The sequence below is a fragment of the Streptomyces krungchingensis genome (assembly GCF_054729265.1).
Genome location: NZ_JBPUKY010000001.1, coordinates 2686943 through 2709411, shown reverse-complemented (window position 1 = coordinate 2709411; position 22469 = coordinate 2686943). Strand labels below are relative to the sequence as shown.

Below are 22469 nucleotides of genomic sequence, written 5' to 3'. Positions count from 1 at the left end.
GCCGCCCCGGCCCGGAGGGGAACCGGAGGCGTCCTCCCACTCTCGCCGCGGGACATTGCGGGCGTATGTATGCGGTGTGGCAGCGCCGCCGGGGCCCCGCGGGCCGGTGCCTGCCGTGCCGGACACGCCGAAGGGGCGGCTCTCCCCCGTGGGAGCCGCCCCTTCGGGCCGGGCGGACGCCTACTTCTCGTCGAGCAGGTCCTGCACCCTGCCCCGGACCTCGTCCGTGGCGAGACCGCGGATCGTCAGCGTCGTCCGCCGGCGCAGCACGTCGTCCGCCGTCTGGGCCCACTCGTTGTCACGGGCGTAGACGACCTGCGCGAGGATCTCCGGCGCGTCCGGGTGGACGCGCTCGCCGAGCTCGGGGCTCTCGTTCGCCAGGCGGGCGATGTCGAAGGCCAGCGAACCGTAGTGCGTGGCCAGGTGCTTGGCGGTGTCGGCCGCCATGCGCGGGCCGGGCGCGGGTCCGTCCACGAGCAGCCGGTGGGCCACGGCGCGCGGGTTGGCGACACCCGGCAGCGGAAGCTTCTTCGGCAGTTCGGAGATCGGCTCGAAGTCCTCGCCGAGCGGGTGGCCCGGCAGCGACTCCAGCTTCTTCATGACCGTACGGCCGATGTGCCGGAAGGTCGTCCACTTGCCGCCCGCGACGGACAGCATCCCGCCCCGGCCCTCCGTGACGACCGTCTCGCGCTTGGCCTTCGAGGTGTCACCGGGGCCGCCCGGGAGCACCCGCAGACCGGCGAACGAGTAGGTGATCAGATCGCGGGACAGCTGCTGGTCGCGGATGGAGAAGGCGGCCTCGTCCAGGATCTGGGACGTGTCCTTCTCGGTGACGGCGACCTCGGCCGGGTCGCCCTCGTACTCCTCGTCGGTGGTGCCGAGGAGCAGCATGTCCTCCCAGGGGAGGGCGAAGGTGATGCGGTACTTGTCGATGGGCGTGGCGAGCGCGGCCTTCCAGGGGGAGGTGCGCTTGAGGACCAGGTGCGCGCCCTTCGACAGCCGGATGGACGGAGCCGCGTTCGGGTCCTCCATCTTGCGCAGGTGGTCGACCCAGGGGCCGGTGGCGTTCAGCACGAGACGGGCGTTCACGCCGAACTCGTCGCCGGACAGCCGGTCCTTGAGGTCGGCGCCGGTGACCCGGCCCTTGGTGAAGCGCAGGCCGGTGACCTCGGCGTGGTTGAGGACGACGGCACCCGACTCGACGGCCGCGCGGACCGTCATCAGGGCCATCCGGGAGTCGTTCATCTGGTCGTCGCCGTAGACGGCGACGGCCTTGAGGTTGTCGGTGCGCAGCTCGGGCACGTCCTGCGCGGCCTTCGAGGGGCTCAGCAGGTGGCCCACGCCGTCACCGAATCCGGAGAGCGCGGAGTAGGCGAAGACGCCCGCTCCGAGCTTCGCGGCGCCGTGCGGCCCGCCCTTGTACACGGGGAGGTAGAACGTGAGCGGATTCGCCAGGTGGGGGGCCACCTGGCGGGAGACCGCACGGCGCTCGAAGTGGTTCTCCGCCACCAGCTTCACCGCGCCGGTCTGCAGGTAGCGCAGGCCGCCGTGGAGAAGCTTGGAGGAGGCGGAGGAGGTGGCGGCGGCGAAGTCGCCGGCGTCCACCAGAGCCACCCGCAGCCCGGACTGCGCGGCGTGCCAGGCGGTGGAGATGCCCAGGATGCCGCCGCCGATGACGAGGAGGTCGTACGTCGCCTTGGAGAGCTGCTCCCGGGTCTCGGCGCGGCTCGGGTTCGAGCCGGAGGCCGGGTGCGTACCGAGGGCAGGCACGGACTGCAGGGTGGCTTGACTGGTCATGCGGGTTCTTACTCCTCGTCCTCGATCCAGCCCATGGTCCGCTCGACGGCCTTGAGCCAGCTCTTGTACTCACGGTCGCGGGTCTCCGCGGCCATGTTCGGGGTCCACTCCGCGGCCCGGCGCCAGTTGGCGCGCAGGTCCTCGGTGTTGGACCAGAAGCCGACGGCGAGACCGGCGGCGTAGGCAGCGCCGAGGCAGGTGGTCTCGGCGACCATCGGGCGCACCACGGGGGCGTCCAGGACGTCGGCCAGGGTCTGCATCAGCAGGTTGTTGGAGGTCATGCCGCCGTCGACCTTGAGGGCCGCGAGCTCGACGCCGGAGTCCTTCGTCATGGCGTCGGTGATCTCACGGGTCTGCCAGGCGGTGGCCTCCAGGACGGCGCGCGCGATGTGCGCCTTGGTGACGTACCGGGTCAGGCCGGCGATCACACCGCGGGCGTCGGAACGCCAGTACGGGGCGAACAGACCGGAGAAGGCCGGCACGAAGTAGGCGCCGCCGTTGTCCTCGACCGACGACGCGAGGGTCTCGATCTCGGCGGCGGACTTGATGAGGCCCATCTGGTCGCGCATCCACTGCACCAGCGAACCGGTGACGGCGATGGAGCCCTCCAGGGCGTAGACCGGCGCCTCGTCGCCGATCTGGTAGCCCACGGTGGTCAGCAGTCCGCTGTACGAGTTGATGATCTTGTCACCGGTGTTCATCAGCATGAAGGTGCCGGTGCCGTACGTGGACTTGGCCTCGCCCTCGGAGAAGCAGGTCTGGCCGAACAGGGCCGCCTGCTGGTCGCCGAGCGCGGAGGCGACGGGGATGCCGCCGAGCAGGTCGCCGAGCTTCCCGCCGGTGATCTCGCCGTACACCTCGGCGGAGGAACGGATCTCCGGCAGCATCGCCAGCGGAACGCCGATGGACTCGGCGATCTTCTCGTCCCACTGCATGGTGTGCAGGTTCATCAGCATGGTGCGGGAGGCGTTGGTCACGTCGGTGACGTGCTTGCCGCCGTTGACACCGCCGGTCAGGTTCCAGATGACCCAGGTGTCCATGGTGCCGAAGAGGATGTCCCCGGCCTCGGCGCGCTCCCGCAGGCCCTCGACGTTGTCGAGCAGCCAGCGGGCCTTGGGGCCGGCGAAGTACGACGCGAGCGGCAGGCCGGTCTCGCGGCGGAAGCGGTCCTGGCCGACGTTGCGGCCCAGTTCCTTGCAGAGCGCGTCGGTGCGGGTGTCCTGCCAGACGAGGGCGTTGTGGACGGGCTCACCGGTGTTCTTGTCCCAGAGCAGCGTGGTCTCACGCTGGTTGGTGATGCCGATGGCCTTGATGTCGTCGCGGGTGATGCCGGCCTTCTCGATGGCCCCGGCGACGACCTCCTGGACGTTGGTCCAGATCTCGGCGGCGTTGTGCTCGACCCAGCCCGGCTTCGGGAAGATCTGCTCGTGCTCCTTCTGGTCGACGGAGACGATGCGTCCGTCGCGGTCGAAGACGATGCAGCGGGACGAGGTCGTCCCCTGGTCGATGGCGGCGATGAAGGGGCCGGCGGTGTGTGCGTCGGTCACGGTGTGCTCCTGGAAGTTCCGTATGAGAGGGGCTTTTCTACGGCGCGGTGCTTCAAGCGGTGCTGTGGTGCTGTACGGCTTGCTGGCTTGCGAGCGGGTGCTCCGAGCCTTGCTCAAGCTGTGCGCTTACAGGCTGTCCTCTTAAGCGAAGGCGACGTTGTATATGCCTGCCGCGATCGCGCCGCCGATGAGCGGACCGGCGATCGGGATCCAGGCGTAGCTCCAGTCGGAACCGCCCTTGTTGGGCAGGGGGAGCAGGGCGTGCACGATGCGCGGACCGAGGTCACGGGCCGGGTTGATCGCGTACCCCGTGGGGCCGCCCAGGGAGAGGCCGATGCTCACCACCACGAGCGCGGTGATCAGGGCGCCGAGGGTGCCCAGGCCGTTGCCGTTGTCGTTCAGGCCCTGGGTGAGGACCGCGAGGACGAGTACGACGGTGCCGATGATCTCCGTGGCGAGGTTCTGCACCACGTTGCGGATCTCGGGGCCGGTGGAGAAGACACCGAGCACGGGGCCCGCGCCGGTCTCCTGGGCCTCGACGGCCTTGGTCTTGGTGGCCTGCGCACCCGGGCCGCCGACGATCTCGCGGTCGGTGAGGTGTGCGTGGAACTGGCCGTAGTAGGCCGCCCAGACCAGTGCGGCACCGATCATCGCGCCGAGCATCTGTCCGGCGAAGTAGGTGGCGACGTTGCTGAAGTCGTTGTCCTTGATCGCGAGCGCGAGCGTCACGGCCGGGTTCAGGTGCGCGCCGGAGAGGGGCGCCGAGATGTAGACCGCGGTGAGGACCGCGAAGCCCCACCCGAAGGTGATGGCGAGCCATCCGGCGTTGCGCGCCTTGGAGGCCTTCAGTGTGACGGCGGCGCAGACGCCGCCGCCCAGCAGGATGAGTACGGCGGTACCGATGGTCTCGCCGATGAAGATGTCGGAGCTGGACACCCGCGACTCCTTTGTCCTTCGTCCAGGGGAAGCCGAACCCCGGGTCCCTCCGGTGGTTCGTGCTCTCGGGGAATGAGAGCGATGCCGGCCCTTGGCGTTGCCACACTCTAGCGCGTATTGCCGGTAGGTGTTCGACAATGCCGACCGATGGACGGGAGTCTTGCTCTCGTGTAAGCGCCTCGTCAAGAGCTCTGGTATCGAAAACTCGATCGTTATTGATCGATGCGGGCTATTGATCTTGAGGGGGCTCCGGACCGCGTCCGACCGGCCACTTTGCGCTCCGCTCGGTTGCCGGTGTTTCTGCGCCCGGCCCCTGCGGGCCGCTGCCGCGGGGTGCGGGGGTGGTCCCTGGGCGGGGGCGGGTCGTGGCGGGTTGCTCGCCCCCTTGGCGGGCGGGCCGGCGCTGCGGTGGACAGCGCCCCGTCAGGGGCGCGGGGAACTGTGCGCTCAGCCCTCGCGGGGCCGCGGTCGCGTCTGCCGGGGGTGGCCCGTCGGCGGGTGCGGGTTGTGGTGGGTTGCTCGCGCAGTTCCTCGCGCCCCTGAGGGGCTCCGGTGAGGGGCGCGGGGGGACTGTGCGCTCAGCCCTCGCGGGGCCGCGGTCGTGTCTGCCGGGGGTGGCCTGTCGGCGGGTGCGGGTTGTGGTGGGTTGCTCGCGCAGTTCCTCGCGCCCCTGACGGGGTCGCAGGCGCGTGTGCAGACGGCCCCCCGGGGCGGGTGTGCGGCACCAAAAGACGGTCCCCGGAACACACAGGTTCCGGGGACCGCGTGGGCGTCAGAAGCGGCCGGCGCCCAGGTCCCGGGACACCGCACGCGCACAGTCCCGTACCGCCGCGATCAGGTCCGGCCGCAGCTCACCGTCCTTGCAGACCCGCTCCACCGCACCGGTGACGCCCACCGCTCCCACCGGCATCCGCCGCCTGTTGTGGATGGGTGCGGCGATCGAGGCGACCCCCGTCCAGGTCTCCTCGACGTCCTCGGCGTACCCGCGCGCCCGGGTCATGTCGAGCACGCCCTCGAACTGGTCGAGCTCGCTGACCGTACGCGGCGTGAACGTCTTGCGCTCGGCCTCCAGGACCTCGCTGTGGGCCACCGGGTCGTACGCCGACAGGACCTTGCCGAGGGCCGTGGAGTGCAGCGGCTGCATGGCCCCGACCTCCAGGACCTGACGGCTGTCGTCGGGCCGGAACACGTGGTGCACGATCAGCACGCCCTGCTGGTGCAGCACGCCCAGATAGACGCTCTCCCCGCTGGAGCGGGCCAGGTCGTCGGTCCACACCAGCGCGCGCGCCCGCAGCTCGTGCACGTCCAGGTACGTGGTGCCCAGCCGCAGCAGCTCCGCGCCCAGCTGATAGCGCCCGGAGGCCGTGTCCTGCTCGACGAACCCCTCCTGCTGGAGGGTCCGCAGTATGCCGTGGGCCGTACCCTTGGCCAGGCCCAGCGACGAGGCGATGTCCGACAGGCCCAGCTGCCGCTCGCCGCCCGCGAGCAGCCGCAGCATCGCCGCCGCCCGTTCGAGCGACTGGATGTTCCGTGCCATCGCCGTGCTGCCTCCGTCCCCTTCGACCGTCGGCGCGCAACTCACTGCCGCCGTTCGGCAATGTCGAACACTACCGGTCGTTGCCGATCTCCCGCTAATGGGTGCTCGTCACATGTTCGGTCCGTGCCCGCACCCCCGCCCCGCGCGCCACACCCGTCCGCCCCGTGGACGCCCCTGACCCTCCAGCGGCGCTCCGGGCTACCCTGACGGCGTGCGCCTTCCATGGGAAGCGCAAAGCCGACAGCCGTCGCACTCCAGGGAGCACCTTCATGGCCTCGTTGCCGAACCCGTCCCTTTCGTCCGATCTCTCCGGGAGCCGGAGGCGAACCGACGCCCTCCGAGAGGCGCTGGCCACCCGAGTCGTGGTGGCAGACGGCGCGATGGGCACGATGCTCCAGGCGCAGGACCCCACGCTGGAGGACTTCGAGAACCTCGAAGGCTGCAACGAGATCCTGAACCTCACGCGCCCCGACATCGTCCGCTCCGTCCACGAGGCCTACTTCGAGGTGGGCGTCGACTGCGTCGAGACGAACACCTTCGGCGCGAACCACTCGGCGATGGCCGAGTACGACATCGCCGACCGCGTCCACGAACTGTCCGAGGCCGGCGCCCGGATCGCGCGTGAGGTCGCCGACGAGTTCGGCGCCCGCGACGGCCGACAGCGCTGGGTGCTCGGCTCCATCGGCCCCGGCACCAAGCTGCCCACGCTCGGGCACGTCTCCTACACCACGCTGCGCGACGGCTTCCAGGCGAACGCCGAGGGCCTGATCGCCGGCGGCGCCGACGCCCTGATCGTGGAGACCACCCAGGACCTCCTGCAGACCAAGGCCTCGCTGCTGGGGGCACGCCGGGCGATGGACGCGACCGGAGCGAACCTGCCGCTGCTGTGCTCGATGGCCTTCGAGACGACCGGCACGATGCTGCTGGGCTCCGAGATCGGCGCGGCGCTCACCGCGCTGGAGCCGCTCGGCATCGACATGATCGGTCTGAACTGCTCGACCGGCCCCGCGGAGATGAGCGAGCACCTGCGCTACCTCACCCGCCACTCCCGCATCCCCCTGCTGTGCATGCCGAACGCCGGCCTGCCCGTCCTCACCAAGGACGGCGCGCACTTCCCGCTCGGCCCCGAGGGACTGGCCGACGCCCAGGAGACCTTCGTACGCGACTACGGCCTCTCCCTCGTCGGCGGCTGCTGCGGTACCACCCCCGAGCACCTGCGCCGGCTGGTCGAGCGGGTCCGCGAGGCCCGGCCCGGCGAGCGCAACCCGCAGCCGGAGCCCGGCGCGGCCTCCCTCTACCAGACCGTGCCCTTCCGCCAGGACACCGCGTACATGGCGATCGGCGAGCGCACCAACGCCAACGGCTCCAAGAAGTTCCGCGAGGCCATGCTGGAAGGCCGCTGGGACGACTGCGTGGAGATGGCCCGCGACCAGATCCGCGAGGGCGCGCACATGCTCGACCTGTGCGTCGACTACGTGGGCCGCGACGGCGTCTCGGACATGGAGGAGCTGGCCGGACGCTTCGCCACCGCGTCCACGCTGCCGATCGTCCTCGACTCCACCGAGGTGGACGTGATCCGCGCCGGCCTGGAGAAGCTGGGCGGCCGCGCGGTCATCAACTCGGTCAACTACGAGGACGGCGACGGCCCCGAGTCCCGCTTTGCCAAGGTCACCCGGCTGGCGCAGGAGCACGGAGCCGCGCTGATCGCGCTGACCATCGACGAGGAGGGGCAGGCCCGCACCGTCGAGACCAAGGTGGCGATCGCCGAGCGGCTCATCGAGGACCTGACGGCCAACTGGGGCATCCACGAGTCCGACATCCTCATCGACTGCCTCACCTTCACGATCTGCACCGGCCAGGAGGAGTCGCGGGGCGACGGCATCGCGACGATCGAGGCGATCCGTGAGCTCAAGCGCCGCCGCCCGGACGTGCAGACCACGCTGGGCCTGTCCAACATCTCCTTCGGACTCAACCCGGCCGCCCGCATCCTGCTGAACTCGGTCTTCCTCGACGAGTGCGTCAAGGCGGGCCTCGACTCGGCGATCGTCCACGCGTCCAAGATCCTGCCGATCGCCCGGTTCGACGAGGAGCAGGTCAAGACGGCCCTCGACCTCATCTACGACCGGCGTGCCGAGGGCTACGACCCGCTGCAGAAGCTGATGGCCCTGTTCGAGGGCGCCACCACCAAGTCGCTGAAGGCCGGCAAGGCCGAGGAACTGGCCGCGCTGCCGCTGGACGAGCGGCTCAAGCGGCGCATCATCGACGGCGAGAAGAACGGCCTGGAAACCGACCTCGACGAGGCCCTGACGGACCGCCCCGCCCTCGACATCGTCAACGAGACACTGCTCGACGGCATGAAGGTCGTCGGTGAGCTGTTCGGCTCCGGCCAGATGCAGCTGCCCTTCGTGCTCCAGTCCGCCGAGGTCATGAAGTCGGCCGTCGCCTACCTCGAACCGCACATGGAGAAGTCCGACGCCGAGGGCAAGGGCACCATCGTGCTCGCCACCGTGCGCGGCGACGTCCACGACATCGGCAAGAACCTCGTCGACATCATCCTGTCCAACAACGGCTACAACGTCGTCAACCTCGGCATCAAGCAGCCGGTCTCCGCGATCCTGGAAGCGGCCGAGGAGCACCGCGCCGACGTCATCGGCATGTCCGGGCTCCTGGTCAAGTCCACGGTGATCATGAAGGAGAACCTGGAGGAGCTGAACCAGCGGGGCCTGTCCGCCGACTACCCGGTGATCCTCGGCGGCGCCGCCCTGACCAGGGCGTACGTCGAGCAGGACCTGCACGAGATCTACCAGGGCGAGGTGCGCTACGCCCGGGACGCCTTCGAGGGCCTGCGCCTGATGGACGCGCTGATCGGCGTCAAGCGCGGGGTGCCCGGCGCGGTGCTGCCCGAGCTGAAGCAGCGCCGGGTGCGGGCCGCGGCGAACACGGTCGTCGAGGAGCGGCCCGAGGAGGGCCACGTCCGCTCCGACGTCGCCGTCGACAACCCGGTGCCGACGCCGCCGTTTTGGGGGACCCGCGTCATCAAGGGGATCCAGCTCAAGGAGTACGCCTCCTGGCTGGACGAGGGCGCCCTGTTCAAGGGGCAGTGGGGCCTCAAGCAGGCCCGCACGGGCGACGGGCCGACGTACGAGGAACTGGTCGAGACCGAGGGCAGGCCGCGGCTGCGCGGACTGCTGGACCGGCTCCAGACCGAGAACCTGCTGGAAGCGGCGGTGGTCCACGGCTACTTCCCGTGCGTGTCCAAGGACGACGACCTGATCATCCTGGACGAGCGGGGCAACGAGCGGACCCGGTTCACCTTCCCCCGTCAGCGCCGTGGCCGCCGGCTGTGTCTGGCCGACTTCTTCCGCCCGGAGGAGTCCGGTGAGACGGACGTCGTGGGCCTCCAGGTCGTCACCGTGGGCTCGCGCATCGGCGAGGAGACCGCCAAGCTCTTCGAGTCCAACTCCTACCGCGACTACCTCGAACTGCACGGCCTGTCCGTGCAGCTGGCCGAGGCGCTCGCCGAGTACTGGCACGCGCGCGTGCGGTCCGAGCTGGGCTTCGCCGGCGAGGACCCGGCCGCCATCGAGGACATGTTCGACCTCAAGTACCGCGGGGCCCGCTTCTCGCTCGGCTACGGGGCCTGCCCCGACCTGGAGGACCGGGGCAAGATCGCCCGTCTGCTGGAGCCGGAGCGCATCGGCGTCCACCTGTCCGAGGAGTTCCAGCTGCACCCGGAGCAGTCCACGGACGCCATCGTCATCCACCACCCGGAGGCGAAGTACTTCAACGCCCGCTGAGTGTGCCGCGCGGCACACCGCCGCGCGTCGCAACGCGCACTGATCGGATAAGTCGTACACTGGTCGGTCCACTGCAGGCCGGCTGTCCCTTTGCCGAAAAGGGGCGGTCGGCCTGATCGTCCCTCTAAGGAGGTGCGCCCGGATGACCAGTACGGTCCCCGCGCTCGGTACTCGTACGGCCGAAGGCTCCGCCCTGCAGGCCGTGCTCCTCGACATGGACGGCACCCTGGTGGACACCGAGGGCTTCTGGTGGGACGTGGAGGTCGAGGTCTTCAAGGCCCTCGGTCACACGCTCGACGAGTCCTGGCGCCATGTGGTGGTCGGCGGTCCGATGACCCGCAGCGCCGGTTTCCTCATCGAGGCCACCGGAGCCGACATCCCCCTCGCCGAGCTCACCGTCCTGCTGAACGACGGGTTCGAGGACCGTATCGGCCACTCACTGCCGCTGATGCCGGGCGCGGCCAGGCTGCTCGCCGAGCTGGCGGCCCACGAGATCCCCACCGCCCTGGTCTCCGCCTCGCACCGCCGGATCATCGACCGCATCCTGGGCTCCCTGGGCCCCCAGTACTTCGCCCTGAGCGTCGCGGGCGACGAGGTGGAGCGGACCAAGCCGTTCCCGGACCCGTATCTGCTCGCGGCCGCGGGGCTCGGGGCGGACCCGGCCCGATGCGCCGTCGTCGAGGACACGGCGACGGGTGTCGCGGCCGCCGAGGCCGCGGGCTGCCGGGTGGTGGCGGTCCCCTCGGTCGCGCCGATCGCGCCGGCCGCCGGACGCACCGTGGTCGACTCGCTCGAACAGGTGGACCTGCCCTTTCTCCACGGTCTGATGACGTACATGCACTGACCCGTGCACCGACCGTGCGGAACGAGCGCTTCGGCAGGGGAAGCGGAATCACCCTGCGTGCGAAAGGGGAACACCCTGCGTACCGGCCCGAGGGTCGGAGTGGGCGAAATGGAATCACTCAGTGTGTGAATCCGCGCCACCTGGCGTGTCTACCCGAATCGGCGAGCACGTGGGGCCGAATCCACGGAATTGCCGGAGGAGTCCCACAGGGGGCTCACAGGAAGCCCGCAAGGACCCCCGGAGTGACCCGGGGGAGGCTTCCCGGGTGATGCATTTCCCGACCGGATGGCTGAATTCCGGTACTCGCCAACCCAGTTGATGCTGTGACGTTCGTCACTTTCCAGGGGGTCGACAACCGGTCCCCCATATGCCGCCATCCGCCAATTCTGGGTGGTCGGCGCGCCCTTGTGTCCCGATTGGTGGAATGCTGCACTAAACCTTCCACTGTCGGGTTATCGGTGCGTCCGCGCCCGGTTTCGCAGCGTGATGGGGGCTCAACTCCGGTACCTGCGGGCGGTCGTGCTGGTGCGGACTAATCTCATCGCGAGAACATCGCCGTATCCCCGTGACCCGCCGCACACCCTCGCCCGCGGGCCCGTGGAATCTACAGCTCTGGAGAACTTCGAGCATGAACCGCAAGACTTTGGTGCTGCCGGCCGTGGTCGGTCTGCTCGCCCCTGTGCTCGCCGCGTGTGGTGGGTCCGACAGCGGCAGCAACAGCGGCGATGCCATCGTTGTCGGTACCACGGACGTGTTCACCGAATCGAAGGATGCGCCGGCTCCGGTCGACCCGGCCTACGCCTACGACGTCGGTACCTGGAACATCCTCCGCCAGACCGTGCAGACGCTGATGATCCAGCCGCGCGGCGACGGCGAGCCCGAGCCCGAGGCCGCCGAGAAGTGCGGCTTCACGGACACCGGCAACGAGCGTTACACCTGCACGCTCCGCGAGGGCCTGAAGTTCGCGAACGGCGACAGCATCACCGCCAAGGACGTCAAGTTCTCGATCGACCGCGCCCGGTCCATCAAGGCCGACAGCGGCGTGTTCGCGCTGCTGTCCACGATCGACACCGTCGAGACGCGCGGCGACCGTGAGGTGATCTTCCACCTCAAGACCGCGGACGCCACCTTCCCGTTCAAGCTGTCGACGCCGGTCGCCGGCATCGTGAGCGCCAAGGACTACGAGAAGAACAAGCTCCGCGACGGCTTCGCCGTGGACGGTTCCGGCCCGTACACCCTGGAGTCCGAGGTCGAGGGCGACAAGCTCGTCAAGGCCGTCTTCACCAAGAACCCCAATTACAAGGGGCAGTTGAAGGTGAAGAACTCCAAGGTCGAGATGCGCTCCTTCGACAGCGCCGACGCCATGGGCACGGCGCTCGAAAAGGGCGACATCGACCTGATGACCCGCTCGATGACGCCCGACCAGATCAACAAGCTCGGCACCGCCACCGACAGCGACATCGACCTCAACGAGATGCCGGGTCTGGAGATCCGCTACCTGGCCTTCAACACCGACGCCCCGACGGTGAAGACCCGGGCCGTCCGCCAGGCCATGGCCCAGATCATCAACCGCGGCGAGCTCGTCGCCAAGGTGTACGGCTCCCAGGCCGAGCCGCTCTACTCGCTCGTCCCGGCGACCATCACCGGTCACTCCAACTCGTTCTTCAACAAGTACGGGGACCCGAGCGTCAACAAGGCCAAGTCGATGCTGACCAAGGCCGGCATCACCACCCCGGTCAAGCTCACCCTGCACTACACGACCGACCACTACGGTGCGGCCACCAAGCCCGAGTTCCAGGTGCTGAAGAAGCAGCTGAACGACAGCGGTCTGTTCGACGTCAGCATCGCCGGCACGACCTGGGACAAGTTCCGTCCGGCCGAGAAGGCGGGCGACTACGACGTCTACGGCATGGGTTGGTTCCCCGACTTCCCGGACGCCGACAACTACCTGGCGCCGTTCCTCGACAAGGACAACTTCCTCGGCTCGCCGTACACGAACAGCCAGGTCAACAACAACCTGATCCCGGAGTCCCGGCGCGAGGCGGACCGCCTCACCGCGTCGAAGAGTCTCACCGAGATCCAGGACATCGTGGCCAACGATGTGCCCGTGCTGCCGCTGTGGCAGGGTAAGCAGTACATCGCCACCCGGGACGACATCACCGGTTCGGAGTGGGCGCTCAACTCCTCCTCGACGCTCCAGCTGTGGGAGCTCGGCCGAGGTGTGAGCGGCTGACAGACCTCCCCGCCCCGGGGCCTTCACGGCCCCGGGGTGCCGGGACCCGACGACAAGGCTCATGCACGTGAACATGCGCAAGAAGTGGCCGGTTCTGTCCATAGCGGCGGGGCTGGCCGTCGGCGTTCTCACCGGATGCGGCTCGGACACGGGCGGCTCCTCGGGCGACGGCTCCGCCATCGTCATGGGAATGTCGGACGACGTCCTGGCGACCGACCCCGCTTCCGGCTACGACCCCGGCTCCTGGCTGTTGTTCAACAACGTGTTCCAGTCGTTGCTGAGCTTCCCCAAGGGCGGCACCGAACCGGAGCCCGAGGCGGCCAAGGACTGCGCGTTCACCGACACCGCGACCACGGTCTACAAGTGCACGCTGCGCGACGGGCTGAAGTTCAGCAACGGCGACGCGCTCACCTCGAAGGACGTGAAGTACTCCTTCGACCGCCTGCTGAAGATCGACGACGCGGCCGGACCGGCGATCATGTTCCCCATGCTCGGCTCGGTGCAGACTCCGGACGAGAAGACCGTCGTCTTCCACCTCAAGTACGCCGACGCCACCTTCCCGAGCAAGATCGCCTCCGGCGCGGGCTCGATCGTCGACCACCGGCAGTACTCCTCGGACGGACTGCGCAAGGACAACCGGGCCGTGGGCTCGGGCCCGTACAAGCTGGACTCGTTCAGCAAGGACAAGGCCGTCTTCTCCGTCAACGACGGCTACCGTGGCAACGCCGAGGTCAACAACTCCGGTGTCACGCTCAAGTTCTTCCACGGCGACCAGGCCGCCCTGAAGAACGCGCTGCTGAGCGACCAGATCGACCTCGCCTACCGAGGCCTCTCCGCCAATGACATCGCGGACATCGAGGACGACACCACGACCGGCCTGGGCATCAACGTCGTCGAGGGCAGCAGCGCCGAAGTCCAGCACCTCGTCTTCAACATGGACGACCCGGTGACCGGCAAACTGGGCGTGCGCAAGGCCATCGCCTACCTCCTCGACCGCGAGGCCCTGGTCAGCCAGGTCTACGAGGACACGGCGACGCCCCTCTACTCGATCATCCCGGCGGGCATCACCGGCCACAACACGTCCTTCTTCGACACCTACGGCGCCCGCCCGTCGAAGTCCAAGGCCGAGGCCGCGCTGCGTGCCGAGGGCATCACCGGCAAGGTGCGCCTCACCCTCTGGTCGACTCCTTCGCGTTACGGACCGGCCACCGACCAGGAGTTCGACGCGATCGCCAAGCAGCTCGACGCCAGCGGGCTGTTCGACGCGACCGTGAAGTCCGTCCCCTACGACCAGTACGAGAAGGACATCGCCAAGGGCAAGTACGGCGTGTACGTGAAGGGCTGGGTGCCGGACTACCCGGACCCGGACAACTTCACCGCCCCCTTCTTCGGCAAGGGCAACGTGCTGAGCAACAACTTCACCAACAGCACGATCACCGGGCACCTCATCCCGAAGACGGCGGCCGAGAGCGACCGCGCCTCCACCGACGCCGACTACGGCAAGCTCCAGGACGTGGTGGCCGACGAGCTGCCCATGATCCCGATCTGGCAGGCCAAGCAGTACGCCGTCGTCCGCGACAACGTCTACGGCCTGGAGTACTGCCTCGACGCCTCGACCGTCTTCCGCTTCTGGGAGATCAGCAAGGGCTGACCGCTCCGCGCGGCCGCCGTGCGCGGTCCGCGCGGACGACGAAGGGCGCCCCTGTCCGGTTCTCTCCGGACAGGGGCGCCCTTCGTGCCGTCCAGGTGCGGCCACCTGCGCGCCGCTCCAGATGTGCGGGCCCTACTGCGCGCCCGGGCGCACCAGCCCGCTCTCGTACGCATACACCGCGGCCTGCACCCGGTCGCGCAGCCCCAGCTTGGTCAGGACATGGCCCACATGCGTCTTGACCGTGGTCTCGCTGACGAACAGGTCGGCGGCGATCTCCGCGTTCGACAGGCCGCGGGCCACCAGCTTCAGCACCTCGACCTCGCGCTCGGTCAGCGTGTGCAGGGTGTCCGGCACCGGCTCGTCGCCCGACGGCAGATGGCCCGCGTACTTGTCGAGCAGGCGGCGCGTGATGCTCGGCGCGAGCATCGCCTCACCGGCCGCGACCACCCGGATCGCCTGCACCAGCTCATTGGCCGGCGCGTCCTTGAGGAGGAAGCCGCTGGCGCCCGCGCGCAACGCCTCCACCACGTACTCGTCGAGGTCGAACGTCGTCAGCACGAGGACCTTCGCCGGACCGTCCCGGCCGGGACCGGTGATCTGCCGGGTCGCCTCGACACCGTCCATCCGCGGCATACGGATGTCCATCAGAACCACATCGGGCTGCAGTGCGCGGACCTGGTCGAGGGCCTGGAGGCCGTCTCCGGCCTCGCCGACGACCGCGAGGTCCTGCTCCGCCTCCAGGATCATCCGGAAGCCGGTGCGCAGCAGCGGCTGGTCGTCGACCAGTAGGACGCGGATGGCCACGTAAGTCTCCTTCGCTAGTCCGGCCCCATTCTGCCCTGCTCGGTGACACCGGACTGCGGCGCCCTGACGGGGAGCGGATACGGCGGGGGAGTACCGCCGAATTCCGGACACACCGCCTGGTGGTCGCACCAGCCGCAGAGCTTGGTCGGCCGCGGCCGCCAGTCGCCCGTCTCGGTGGCCTGCCGGATCGCGTCCCACAGGGCCAGCAGCTTGCGCTCGACACGCTCCAGGTCCGCGATCACCGGGTCGTAGGTCAGCACGTCACCGCTGCCGAGGTAGACGAGCTGGAGCCGGCGCGGGACCACCTGCTTCAGCCGCCACACCACCAGGGCGTAGAACTTCATCTGGAACAGGGCACCCTCCGCGTACTCGGGGCGCGGGGCCTTGCCCGTCTTGTAGTCGACGATCCGGACGTCACCGGTGGGCGCCACGTCGACGCGGTCGATGATGCCGCGCAGCTTCAGCCCGGAGTCCAGCCGCGCCTCGACGAACAGCTCCCGCTCGGCGGGCTCCAGCCGGGTCGGGTCCTCCAGCGTGAACCAGCGCTCCACCAACTGCTCGGCCTCACCGAGCCAGCGGGCCAGCCGCTCGCCCTCCGGGTCGTCGGCGAACAGCTCCGCGACCTCCGGCTTGGTCTCCCGCAGCCGGTCCCACTGACCCGGGATCAGCGACTTGGCGCGCGGCGCGGTCCGGTCGACCGCCGGGGCGTCGAAGAGCCGCTCCAGCACGGCGTGCACCAGAGTGCCGCGCGTCGCCGCCTCGCTCGGCTTCTCGGGCAGCCGGTCGATCACCCGGAACCGGTACAGCAGCGGACACTGCATGAAGTCACTGGCGCGCGAGGGCGAAAGCGACGCGGGCGGCGCGGCGGCCGGGCCCGCGGGGCTGTCGGCGCCCGTCCCCGTGCCCTCGGTGCTGGTTTCCATGACGAAGACCTTACGGCCCGCCACTGACAGTGCCGCACCCCTGCGCGGCCGTGACGCGGACGGCCGTGACGGCAGAGGGCCCGGGTGCGGGCGAAGGCACGGAAAACGGAGGGGGTGCCGGGGCGGAACGCATCGCGACGGCCGCATACCATCGAGCAGAGACCCTCCCGTTCCGCAGGACCGGGGCGGGGGACGCTTCGAACGAGGGGACATCGTGGACGAGAGCGGCGGGAGCGGGCAGCCGCGTACCGACGAAGCGACCGAGCGCCACGAGAGGCCCCAGGCCTCCCCGGGGCCGGCCGCGGACGCCCCGCGCCCCGGACCGGCAGGGTCCGACCCGCACGGCGGGTCGGAGCCCGCGGCACCGGGCGACGACGAGCCCCGGCCCTCCTCCGGCGCCAACGGCGCGGACACGGCGGCGGCGGACGGCGGCCCGGGAGCCCGCGCGTCCGCCTCGGACAAGCCGGCCGGGAGCGCCGGGGACGGCGGCGCCGCGCGCGACACGGACGAAGAAGGCGCCGAGAGTGCCCCGCGCGGTGCCGGGGACGGCACCCAGGAGCCCGGGAAGCGGTCCCGCACCGACGACTCCGAGCAGGCCGGCGGCACCCCTGACTCGTCCGGGCGCGGCACCGTCACCGAAGCTCCCGACGGACCCCGCGCCCCGTCGGGCCCGGTACGCGAGGCGCGGTCCGGCGGCGACGATCCCGACGACGCCCCCACGACCATCCTGACGAAGCCGGCCGGCACCGCTGAACCGCGGGAGCACCCGACGTCCGCGTCCGCCGCCCCGGCGGGGGAGTCCCGGACCCGGGCACGCTCGGAGGGCGGCGGCGGACAGCCCCCGCGGCGCGGCCGGGAGCCCGGCGGCGGACTGCTCATGGGGCGGCCCTTCGGCGTCCCGGTGTACGTCGCGCCGAGCTGGTTCCTCGTGGCCGCGCTGATCACCTGGGTGTTCGGCGGCCAGCTCGACCGCGTGCTGCCGGACCTCGGCGCCGCCCGCTACCTGGTCTCCCTCTTCTTCGCGGTCGCGTTCTACGCGTCCGTACTGGTCCACGAGCTGGCCCACACCGTCGCCGCCCTCCGCTTCAAGCTGCCGGTACGCCGGATCCAGCTCCAGTTCTTCGGCGGGGTGTCGGAGATCGAGAAGGAGGCCGAGACCCCGGGCCGGGAGTTCGTGCTGGCCTTCGTCGGCCCGCTGCTCTCGCTCGTCCTGTCCGGCGTCTTCTACCTGGCCATGCAGACCGTGGAACCGGGCACCGTACCGGGCGTCCTGCTCGCCGGGCTGATGATCTCCAACCTCATCGTGGCGGCCTTCAACCTGCTGCCCGGCCTGCCCCTCGACGGCGGCCGCATGCTCCGCGCCGTGGTGTGGAAGCTCACCGGCAAGCCGATGAGCGGCACCGTCGCCGCCGCCTGGTTCGGCCGGGCCCTCGCCGTCTCCGTACTGATCGGGCTTCCCCTGCTCACCCAGTCCGGAATGATCGGCGACGCCCCGGACGACCTCGGCGGCATGGACACCGTCACGGACGCCCTGCTCGCCGCGATCCTCGCCGCGATCATCTGGACCGGCGCGGGCAACAGCCTGCGGATGGCCCGCCTGCGCGAGCACCTGCCCGAGCTGCGGGCCCGCTCGCTCACCCGGCGCGCGGTCCCGGTGGAGACCGACACCCCGCTCTCTGAGGCGCTGCGCCGCGCCAACGAGGTCGGCGCCCGCGCCCTGGTCGTGGTCGACGCCGACGGCGAACCGCTCTCCCTCGTCCGTGAGGCCGCCATCGTCGGCGTACCGGAGCACCGCCGGCCCTGGGTCGCGGTCAGCGGCCTCGCCCAGGACCTGACCGACGGGATGCGGGTGTCCGCCGAGCTCGCCGGCGAGGAACTCCTGGACGTGCTGCGCGCGACGCCGGCCACCGAGTACCTGGTGGTCGAGGAGTCCGGCGAGATCTACGGAGTGCTGTCGGCCGCGGACGTGGAGCGCGCCTTCGTGAAGGCCATGGCGCGGCAGCCGTCCTAGGCCCTTGCCCGACAGTTCCCGCCGGCCCGGCGACGCCGGGAACGGTCGGACAGCCCCCGGGGCCTGTCTCCCGCGGGCTGGTCGGTGGCCCCCGCCGGGACCGGTAGGCTGTTCACATGTCCGAACCGACCGGTGCCGCCCGCAGGCGCGGGCCCTTCAAGGTCGGGGACCAGGTTCAGCTGACCGACCCCAAGGGCCGCCACTACACGTTCACGCTCGAAGCGGGGAAGAACTTCCACACCCACAAGGGTTCCTTCCCGCACGACGAGCTGATCGGCGCTCCCGAGGGCAGCGTTGTCCGCACCACGGGGAACGTCGCCTATCTTGCGCTGCGCCCCCTGCTCCCCGACTACGTCCTGTCCATGCCCCGCGGCGCCGCCGTGGTCTACCCCAAGGACGCGGGGCAGATCCTGGCCTTCGCCGACATCTTCCCCGGCGCACGCGTCGTGGAGGCGGGGGTCGGCTCCGGCTCGCTCAGCAGCTTCCTGCTGCGTGCCATCGGCGACCAGGGCATGCTGCACTCCTACGAGCGCCGCGAGGACTTCGCAGAGATCGCCCAGCAGAACGTGGAGCGCTACTTCGGCGGCCCGCACCCCGCCTGGCAGCTCACCGTCGGCGACCTCCAGGACAACCTGTCCGACACGGACGTCGACCGCGTCATCCTCGACATGCTCGCCCCCTGGGAGTGCCTGGAGGCCGTCTCCAAGGCGCTCGTCCCCGGCGGCATCCTCTGCTGCTACGTCGCGACCACCACCCAGCTCGCGCGGACCGTCGAGTCCATCCGCGAGATCGGCTGCTTCAACGAGCCGACGGCCTGGGAGTCGATGATCCGCAACTGGCACATCGAGGGCCTGGCCGTCCGCCCGGACCACAGGATGATCGGCCACACCGGCTTCCTGCTCACCGCCCGTCGCCTCGCGGACGGCGTCGAGCCGCCCATGCGCCGACGCCGCCCGGCCAAGGGCGCCTACGGCGAGGACTACGCCGGCCCCAACGCCGACGGTGGAGCCGCCCGCTGACGCGAGCGGTACACACCCGCCCAACGCACCACGAACGTGGCCGAGTTCCCGAAAGCGACCGGGAACTCGGCCACGGCCCTTTTCTGTTGACACGCAGCCAGAAGTACGGACCCCGCCGTTCCACCACGGTGTGACGTGTGGCACCATGCGGGACACCCCCACCGGCACAGCCCTCACGGGAGACACTCCTAGTGCAGCAATCCGCCGTCCCGGAACTGGCACACACGCACACCAGCCCCATCCAGTGGGTCGCCACGGCCACCGCCATCGCCGGTGTGGTCGCGCTCTCCTCCGTCCTGCAGCCCGACTCCGCGACAGCGGCCCAGCCGCGCCCGGGCGCCAGGACCGCGGCGGCCCCGGCGGCGGCCCCCGACCCGGCCGGCGTCGCCTTCCCGATCGAGTGCGGCCCGGCCGAGGCCGTCGTCCAGAAGAAGGCGTCCGGCGACCTCGACGGCGACGGCCGCCCGGAGACCGTGGCCGTCGTCCGGTGCGACGCCGGCTCGGGCACCCCGCCCAACGGGGTCTACGTCCTCACCCAGGGCACGGGCGACAAGAAGCCCCGCGTCGTGGCCACCCTGGTCGATCCCAAGGACCGGCTGAGCGTCACGGACTTCGCGGTGCGCGACCGGGCGGTCACCGCCACTCTGCTCGGCTACTCCTCTGCCGATGTACCGAGTTGCTGTCCGGACGTGAAGGACCTCGCCAAGTGGCAGTGGAAGGGCGGCGCTTTCGTCCGCTCCACCCCGTCCGAAGCACGGAGTGTGTGAGCACACTCCGTGTAGTCCCGACGTCGTCCCGGTGATCCCGGCGTGGCCCGACCGGTTCCGAACAAAAAAGAACACCCCCCGCGGAGCGGGGGGTGTGAGAAACCGGACAGCCGGTGACCCGGGGTGTCCGGGCCATCACTCCGCGTCGGGACCGTAGACCTCGACCCTGTCCGAAACCCGACGTACATGGATGCACTCGCCGGGACACTCCTTCGCGGAGTCCTGCACGTCGCGCAGAAGCGGCAGCGGCACGGGCGTTGTGGCGCCGGGGGCCTGGAGCAGCTCGTCCTCGGGACTCTTCACGTACGCCAGACCGTCGATGTCCAGCTCAAAGACCTCCGGCGCGTACTGGGCGCAGATCCCGTCGCCGGTACAGAGGTCCTGATCGATCCAGACCTCGAGCGCCTCGCCGTTTACCCCGGCCTCCTGCTGCACGGTCATTTCTCCTGCCGTTTCCTGCGTCGAGCGACCCGAAGTGGCTGCAAGTCGGGCCAGCTCTGACGGGTGTTGAACGCTTCGACCCTACCTCCGTCCGCTTCCCAATCATGTTGGGTGGGTATTCCCCTGGCGTGAGGGAGAGCGCAAGGGTGAAGATCGGACACACCCCGACAGTCTTTGTGATCTAGGGGTTTCAATCGACACCCACCCAGGTAGGGTCTGGAAGCGTCCAGCTCCCCTTGGAGGAGGTGAGGACCGTGGCAGCCCACGACGACGACATGAACCGCGGCATCCGCCCGGGACGGGGGTCCGATGACCCCGCCGGACAGATTGCCTACCTTGAGCAGGAGATCGCCGTCCTGCGACGCAAGCTCGCCGACTCTCCGCGTCACACGAGGATTCTCGAAGAGCGGATCGTCGAGCTGCAGACCAACCTGGCCGGCGTGTCCGCACAGAACGAGCGACTCGCGAACACGCTCCGTGAGGCCCGCGATCAGATCGTGGCCCTCAAGGAGGAGGTCGACCGGCTGGCACAGCCGCCGGCGGGCTTCGGTGTCTTCCTCACGGCGAACGAGGACGGCACGGCGGACATCTTCACCGGGGGCCGCAAGCTCCGGGTGAACGTCAGCCCCAGCGTGGAGCTCGAGGAGCTCAGGCGCGGCCAGGAAGTGATGCTCAACGAAGCCCTCAACGTGGTCGAGGCCATGGAGTACGAGAGCGTCGGCGACATCGTCACCCTCAAGGAGATCCTGGAGGACGGCGAGCGCGCCCTCGTGGTGGGGCACACCGACGAGGAGCGGGTGGTGCGGCTCGCCGAGCCGCTGCTGGACGTCACCATCCGTCCCGGCGACGCCCTGCTGCTCGAACCCCGTTCCGGCTATGTCTACGAGGTCGTCCCGAAGAGCGAGGTCGAGGAACTCGTCCTCGAAGAGGTCCCCGACATCGGCTACGAGCAGATCGGCGGCCTGGGCAACCAGATCGAGATGATCCGCGACGCGGTCGAGCTCCCGTACCTCTACCCCGACCTCTTCAAGGAGCACGAGCTGCGGCCGCCGAAGGGTGTGCTGCTGTACGGGCCTCCCGGATGCGGCAAGACGCTCATCGCCAAGGCCGTCGCCAACTCGCTGGCCAAGAAGGTCGCCGAGGTGACCGGTCAGGCCACGGGCAAGAGCTTCTTCCTGAACATCAAGGGCCCCGAGCTCCTGAACAAGTACGTCGGTGAGACCGAGCGGCAGATCCGCCTCGTCTTCCAGCGTGCTCGGGAGAAGGCCAGCGAGGGCACGCCCGTCATCGTCTTCTTCGACGAGATGGAGTCCCTGTTCCGCACCCGCGGCTCGGGTGTCAGCTCGGACGTGGAGAACACCATCGTCCCGCAGCTGCTCGCCGAGATCGACGGTGTGGAGGGCCTGCAGAACGTGGTGGTGATCGGTGCCTCGAACCGCGAGGACATGATCGACCCCGCCATCCTGCGGCCCGGCCGGCTCGACGTGAAGATCAAGATCGAGCGTCCGGACGCCGAGGCGGCGAAGGACATCTTCGGGAAGTACCTCACCCAGCGCCTCCCGCTGCACTCCGAGGACGTCGGGGAGCACGGCGGCGACAAGGCTGCCACCGTCCACGGAATGATCCAGACCGCCGTGGAACAGATGTACGCCGAAACCGAGGAGAACCGCTTCCTGGAGGTCACCTACGCCAACGGTGACAAGGAAGTCCTGTACTTCAAGGACTTCAATTCCGGCGCCATGATCGAGAACATCGTCGGCCGTGCCAAGAAGATGGCGATCAAGGACTTCCTCGAACACAACCAGAAGGGTCTGAGGGTCTCCCACCTCCTCCAGGCCTGCGTGGACGAGTTCAAGGAGAACGAGGACCTGCCGAACACGACGAACCCGGACGACTGGGCCCGGATCTCCGGAAAGAAGGGCGAACGGATCGTGTACATCCGTACCCTCATCACCGGAAAGCAGGGCGCAGACACCGGACGCTCCATCGACACGGTGGCCAACACCGGTCAGTACCTGTAAAAGACAGGGCGGCTGCGGGTGCCCTTCACGGGTACCCGCAGCCGACTGTTTTGCGGGTCACGGCTGGAGCACAGCAATGACGCAAATGATCTCCCCACCAGCGCAGAGGCGTTCTAGGCTCTTTCGTACCGCCGAGTCGCG

15 protein-coding genes are annotated in these 22469 nt (G+C 69.6%); 8 read left to right on the top strand and 7 right to left on the bottom strand.

Going from position 1 to position 22469, the window contains the following annotated elements:
- Positions 1 to 180 precede the first annotated feature (180 nt).
- The 4 genes from ACSYGO_RS12100 to ACSYGO_RS12085 all read right to left on the bottom strand — a co-directional run bounded on the left by ACSYGO_RS12100 (position 181) and on the right by ACSYGO_RS12085 (position 5817).
- The gene (locus ACSYGO_RS12100) at positions 181 to 1797 is read right to left on the bottom strand and encodes a glycerol-3-phosphate dehydrogenase/oxidase (RefSeq protein ID WP_460386648.1); all 1617 of its coding nucleotides are present in this window, start codon (positions 1795 to 1797) and stop codon (positions 181 to 183) included.
- Positions 1798 to 1805: 8 nt separating this feature from the next.
- Complete coding sequence (glpK, locus tag ACSYGO_RS12095; protein ID WP_028801631.1) at positions 1806 to 3344, bottom strand: glycerol kinase GlpK; 1539 nt, start codon at positions 3342 to 3344, stop codon at positions 1806 to 1808.
- A 141-nt stretch (positions 3345 to 3485) separates the two neighbouring features.
- Entirely contained in the window at positions 3486 to 4280 is a 795-nt protein-coding gene (locus ACSYGO_RS12090; protein WP_028801630.1) for an MIP/aquaporin family protein, read from the bottom strand.
- A gap of 772 nt (positions 4281 to 5052) precedes the next feature.
- A complete protein-coding gene (locus ACSYGO_RS12085) occupies positions 5053 to 5817 on the bottom strand; it encodes an IclR family transcriptional regulator (protein ID WP_028801629.1) in 765 nt (254 codons plus the stop codon).
- A 269-nt stretch (positions 5818 to 6086) separates the two neighbouring features.
- Here ACSYGO_RS12085 and metH point away from each other — a divergent pair, with 269 nt between their 5' ends.
- The 4 genes from metH to ACSYGO_RS12065 all read left to right on the top strand — a co-directional run bounded on the left by metH (position 6087) and on the right by ACSYGO_RS12065 (position 14342).
- Positions 6087 to 9614, top strand: a complete 3528-nt coding sequence (gene metH, locus ACSYGO_RS12080) for a methionine synthase (RefSeq protein WP_426681907.1) — start codon at positions 6087 to 6089, stop codon at positions 9612 to 9614.
- A 142-nt stretch (positions 9615 to 9756) separates the two neighbouring features.
- Positions 9757 to 10458, top strand: coding sequence for an HAD family hydrolase (locus tag ACSYGO_RS12075; protein WP_426681908.1), 702 nt, complete (start codon positions 9757 to 9759; stop codon positions 10456 to 10458).
- A 628-nt stretch (positions 10459 to 11086) separates the two neighbouring features.
- Positions 11087 to 12691: an ABC transporter substrate-binding protein gene (locus tag ACSYGO_RS12070; RefSeq protein ID WP_426681909.1), complete on the top strand. Its 1605-nt coding sequence runs from the start codon at positions 11087 to 11089 to the stop codon at positions 12689 to 12691.
- Between the two features lie 67 nt (positions 12692 to 12758).
- Positions 12759 to 14342: an ABC transporter substrate-binding protein gene (locus ACSYGO_RS12065; RefSeq protein ID WP_426681910.1), complete on the top strand. Its 1584-nt coding sequence runs from the start codon at positions 12759 to 12761 to the stop codon at positions 14340 to 14342.
- Between the two features lie 132 nt (positions 14343 to 14474).
- On the opposite strand, the gene ACSYGO_RS12060 is transcribed toward ACSYGO_RS12065, so the two are convergent.
- Together ACSYGO_RS12060 and ACSYGO_RS12055 are read right to left on the bottom strand one after the other, a co-directional pair.
- Positions 14475 to 15146: a response regulator gene (locus ACSYGO_RS12060; RefSeq protein WP_010988071.1), complete on the bottom strand. Its 672-nt coding sequence runs from the start codon at positions 15144 to 15146 to the stop codon at positions 14475 to 14477.
- Between the two features lie 14 nt (positions 15147 to 15160).
- The gene (locus ACSYGO_RS12055; protein WP_432175542.1) at positions 15161 to 16069 is read right to left on the bottom strand and encodes a RecB family exonuclease; all 909 of its coding nucleotides are present in this window, start codon (positions 16067 to 16069) and stop codon (positions 15161 to 15163) included.
- 214 nt (positions 16070 to 16283) lie between these two features.
- Between ACSYGO_RS12055 and ACSYGO_RS12050 the strand changes: the two genes are divergently transcribed.
- From ACSYGO_RS12050 to ACSYGO_RS12040, 3 genes are all read left to right on the top strand, one after another.
- A complete protein-coding gene (locus tag ACSYGO_RS12050) occupies positions 16284 to 18080 on the top strand; it encodes a site-2 protease family protein (protein ID WP_460386647.1) in 1797 nt (598 codons plus the stop codon).
- Positions 18081 to 18196: 116 nt separating this feature from the next.
- Positions 18197 to 19099, top strand: coding sequence for a tRNA (adenine-N1)-methyltransferase (locus tag ACSYGO_RS12045; RefSeq protein WP_028801621.1), 903 nt, complete (start codon positions 18197 to 18199; stop codon positions 19097 to 19099).
- A gap of 191 nt (positions 19100 to 19290) precedes the next feature.
- Positions 19291 to 19866 carry a hypothetical protein gene (locus tag ACSYGO_RS12040; protein ID WP_460386646.1) on the top strand — a complete coding sequence of 192 codons (576 nt, stop codon included), beginning with the start codon at positions 19291 to 19293 and terminating at the stop codon, positions 19864 to 19866.
- 135 nt (positions 19867 to 20001) lie between these two features.
- Here ACSYGO_RS12040 and ACSYGO_RS12035 read toward each other — a convergent pair whose 3' ends face one another.
- Positions 20002 to 20307 carry a ferredoxin gene (locus tag ACSYGO_RS12035; RefSeq protein ID WP_095933199.1) on the bottom strand — a complete coding sequence of 102 codons (306 nt, stop codon included), beginning with the start codon at positions 20305 to 20307 and terminating at the stop codon, positions 20002 to 20004.
- A 254-nt stretch (positions 20308 to 20561) separates the two neighbouring features.
- On the opposite strand from ACSYGO_RS12035, the gene arc reads away from it, so the two are divergent.
- The gene (gene arc / locus ACSYGO_RS12030) at positions 20562 to 22328 is read left to right on the top strand and encodes a proteasome ATPase (protein ID WP_426681915.1); all 1767 of its coding nucleotides are present in this window, start codon (positions 20562 to 20564) and stop codon (positions 22326 to 22328) included.
- Positions 22329 to 22469 lie beyond the last annotated feature (141 nt).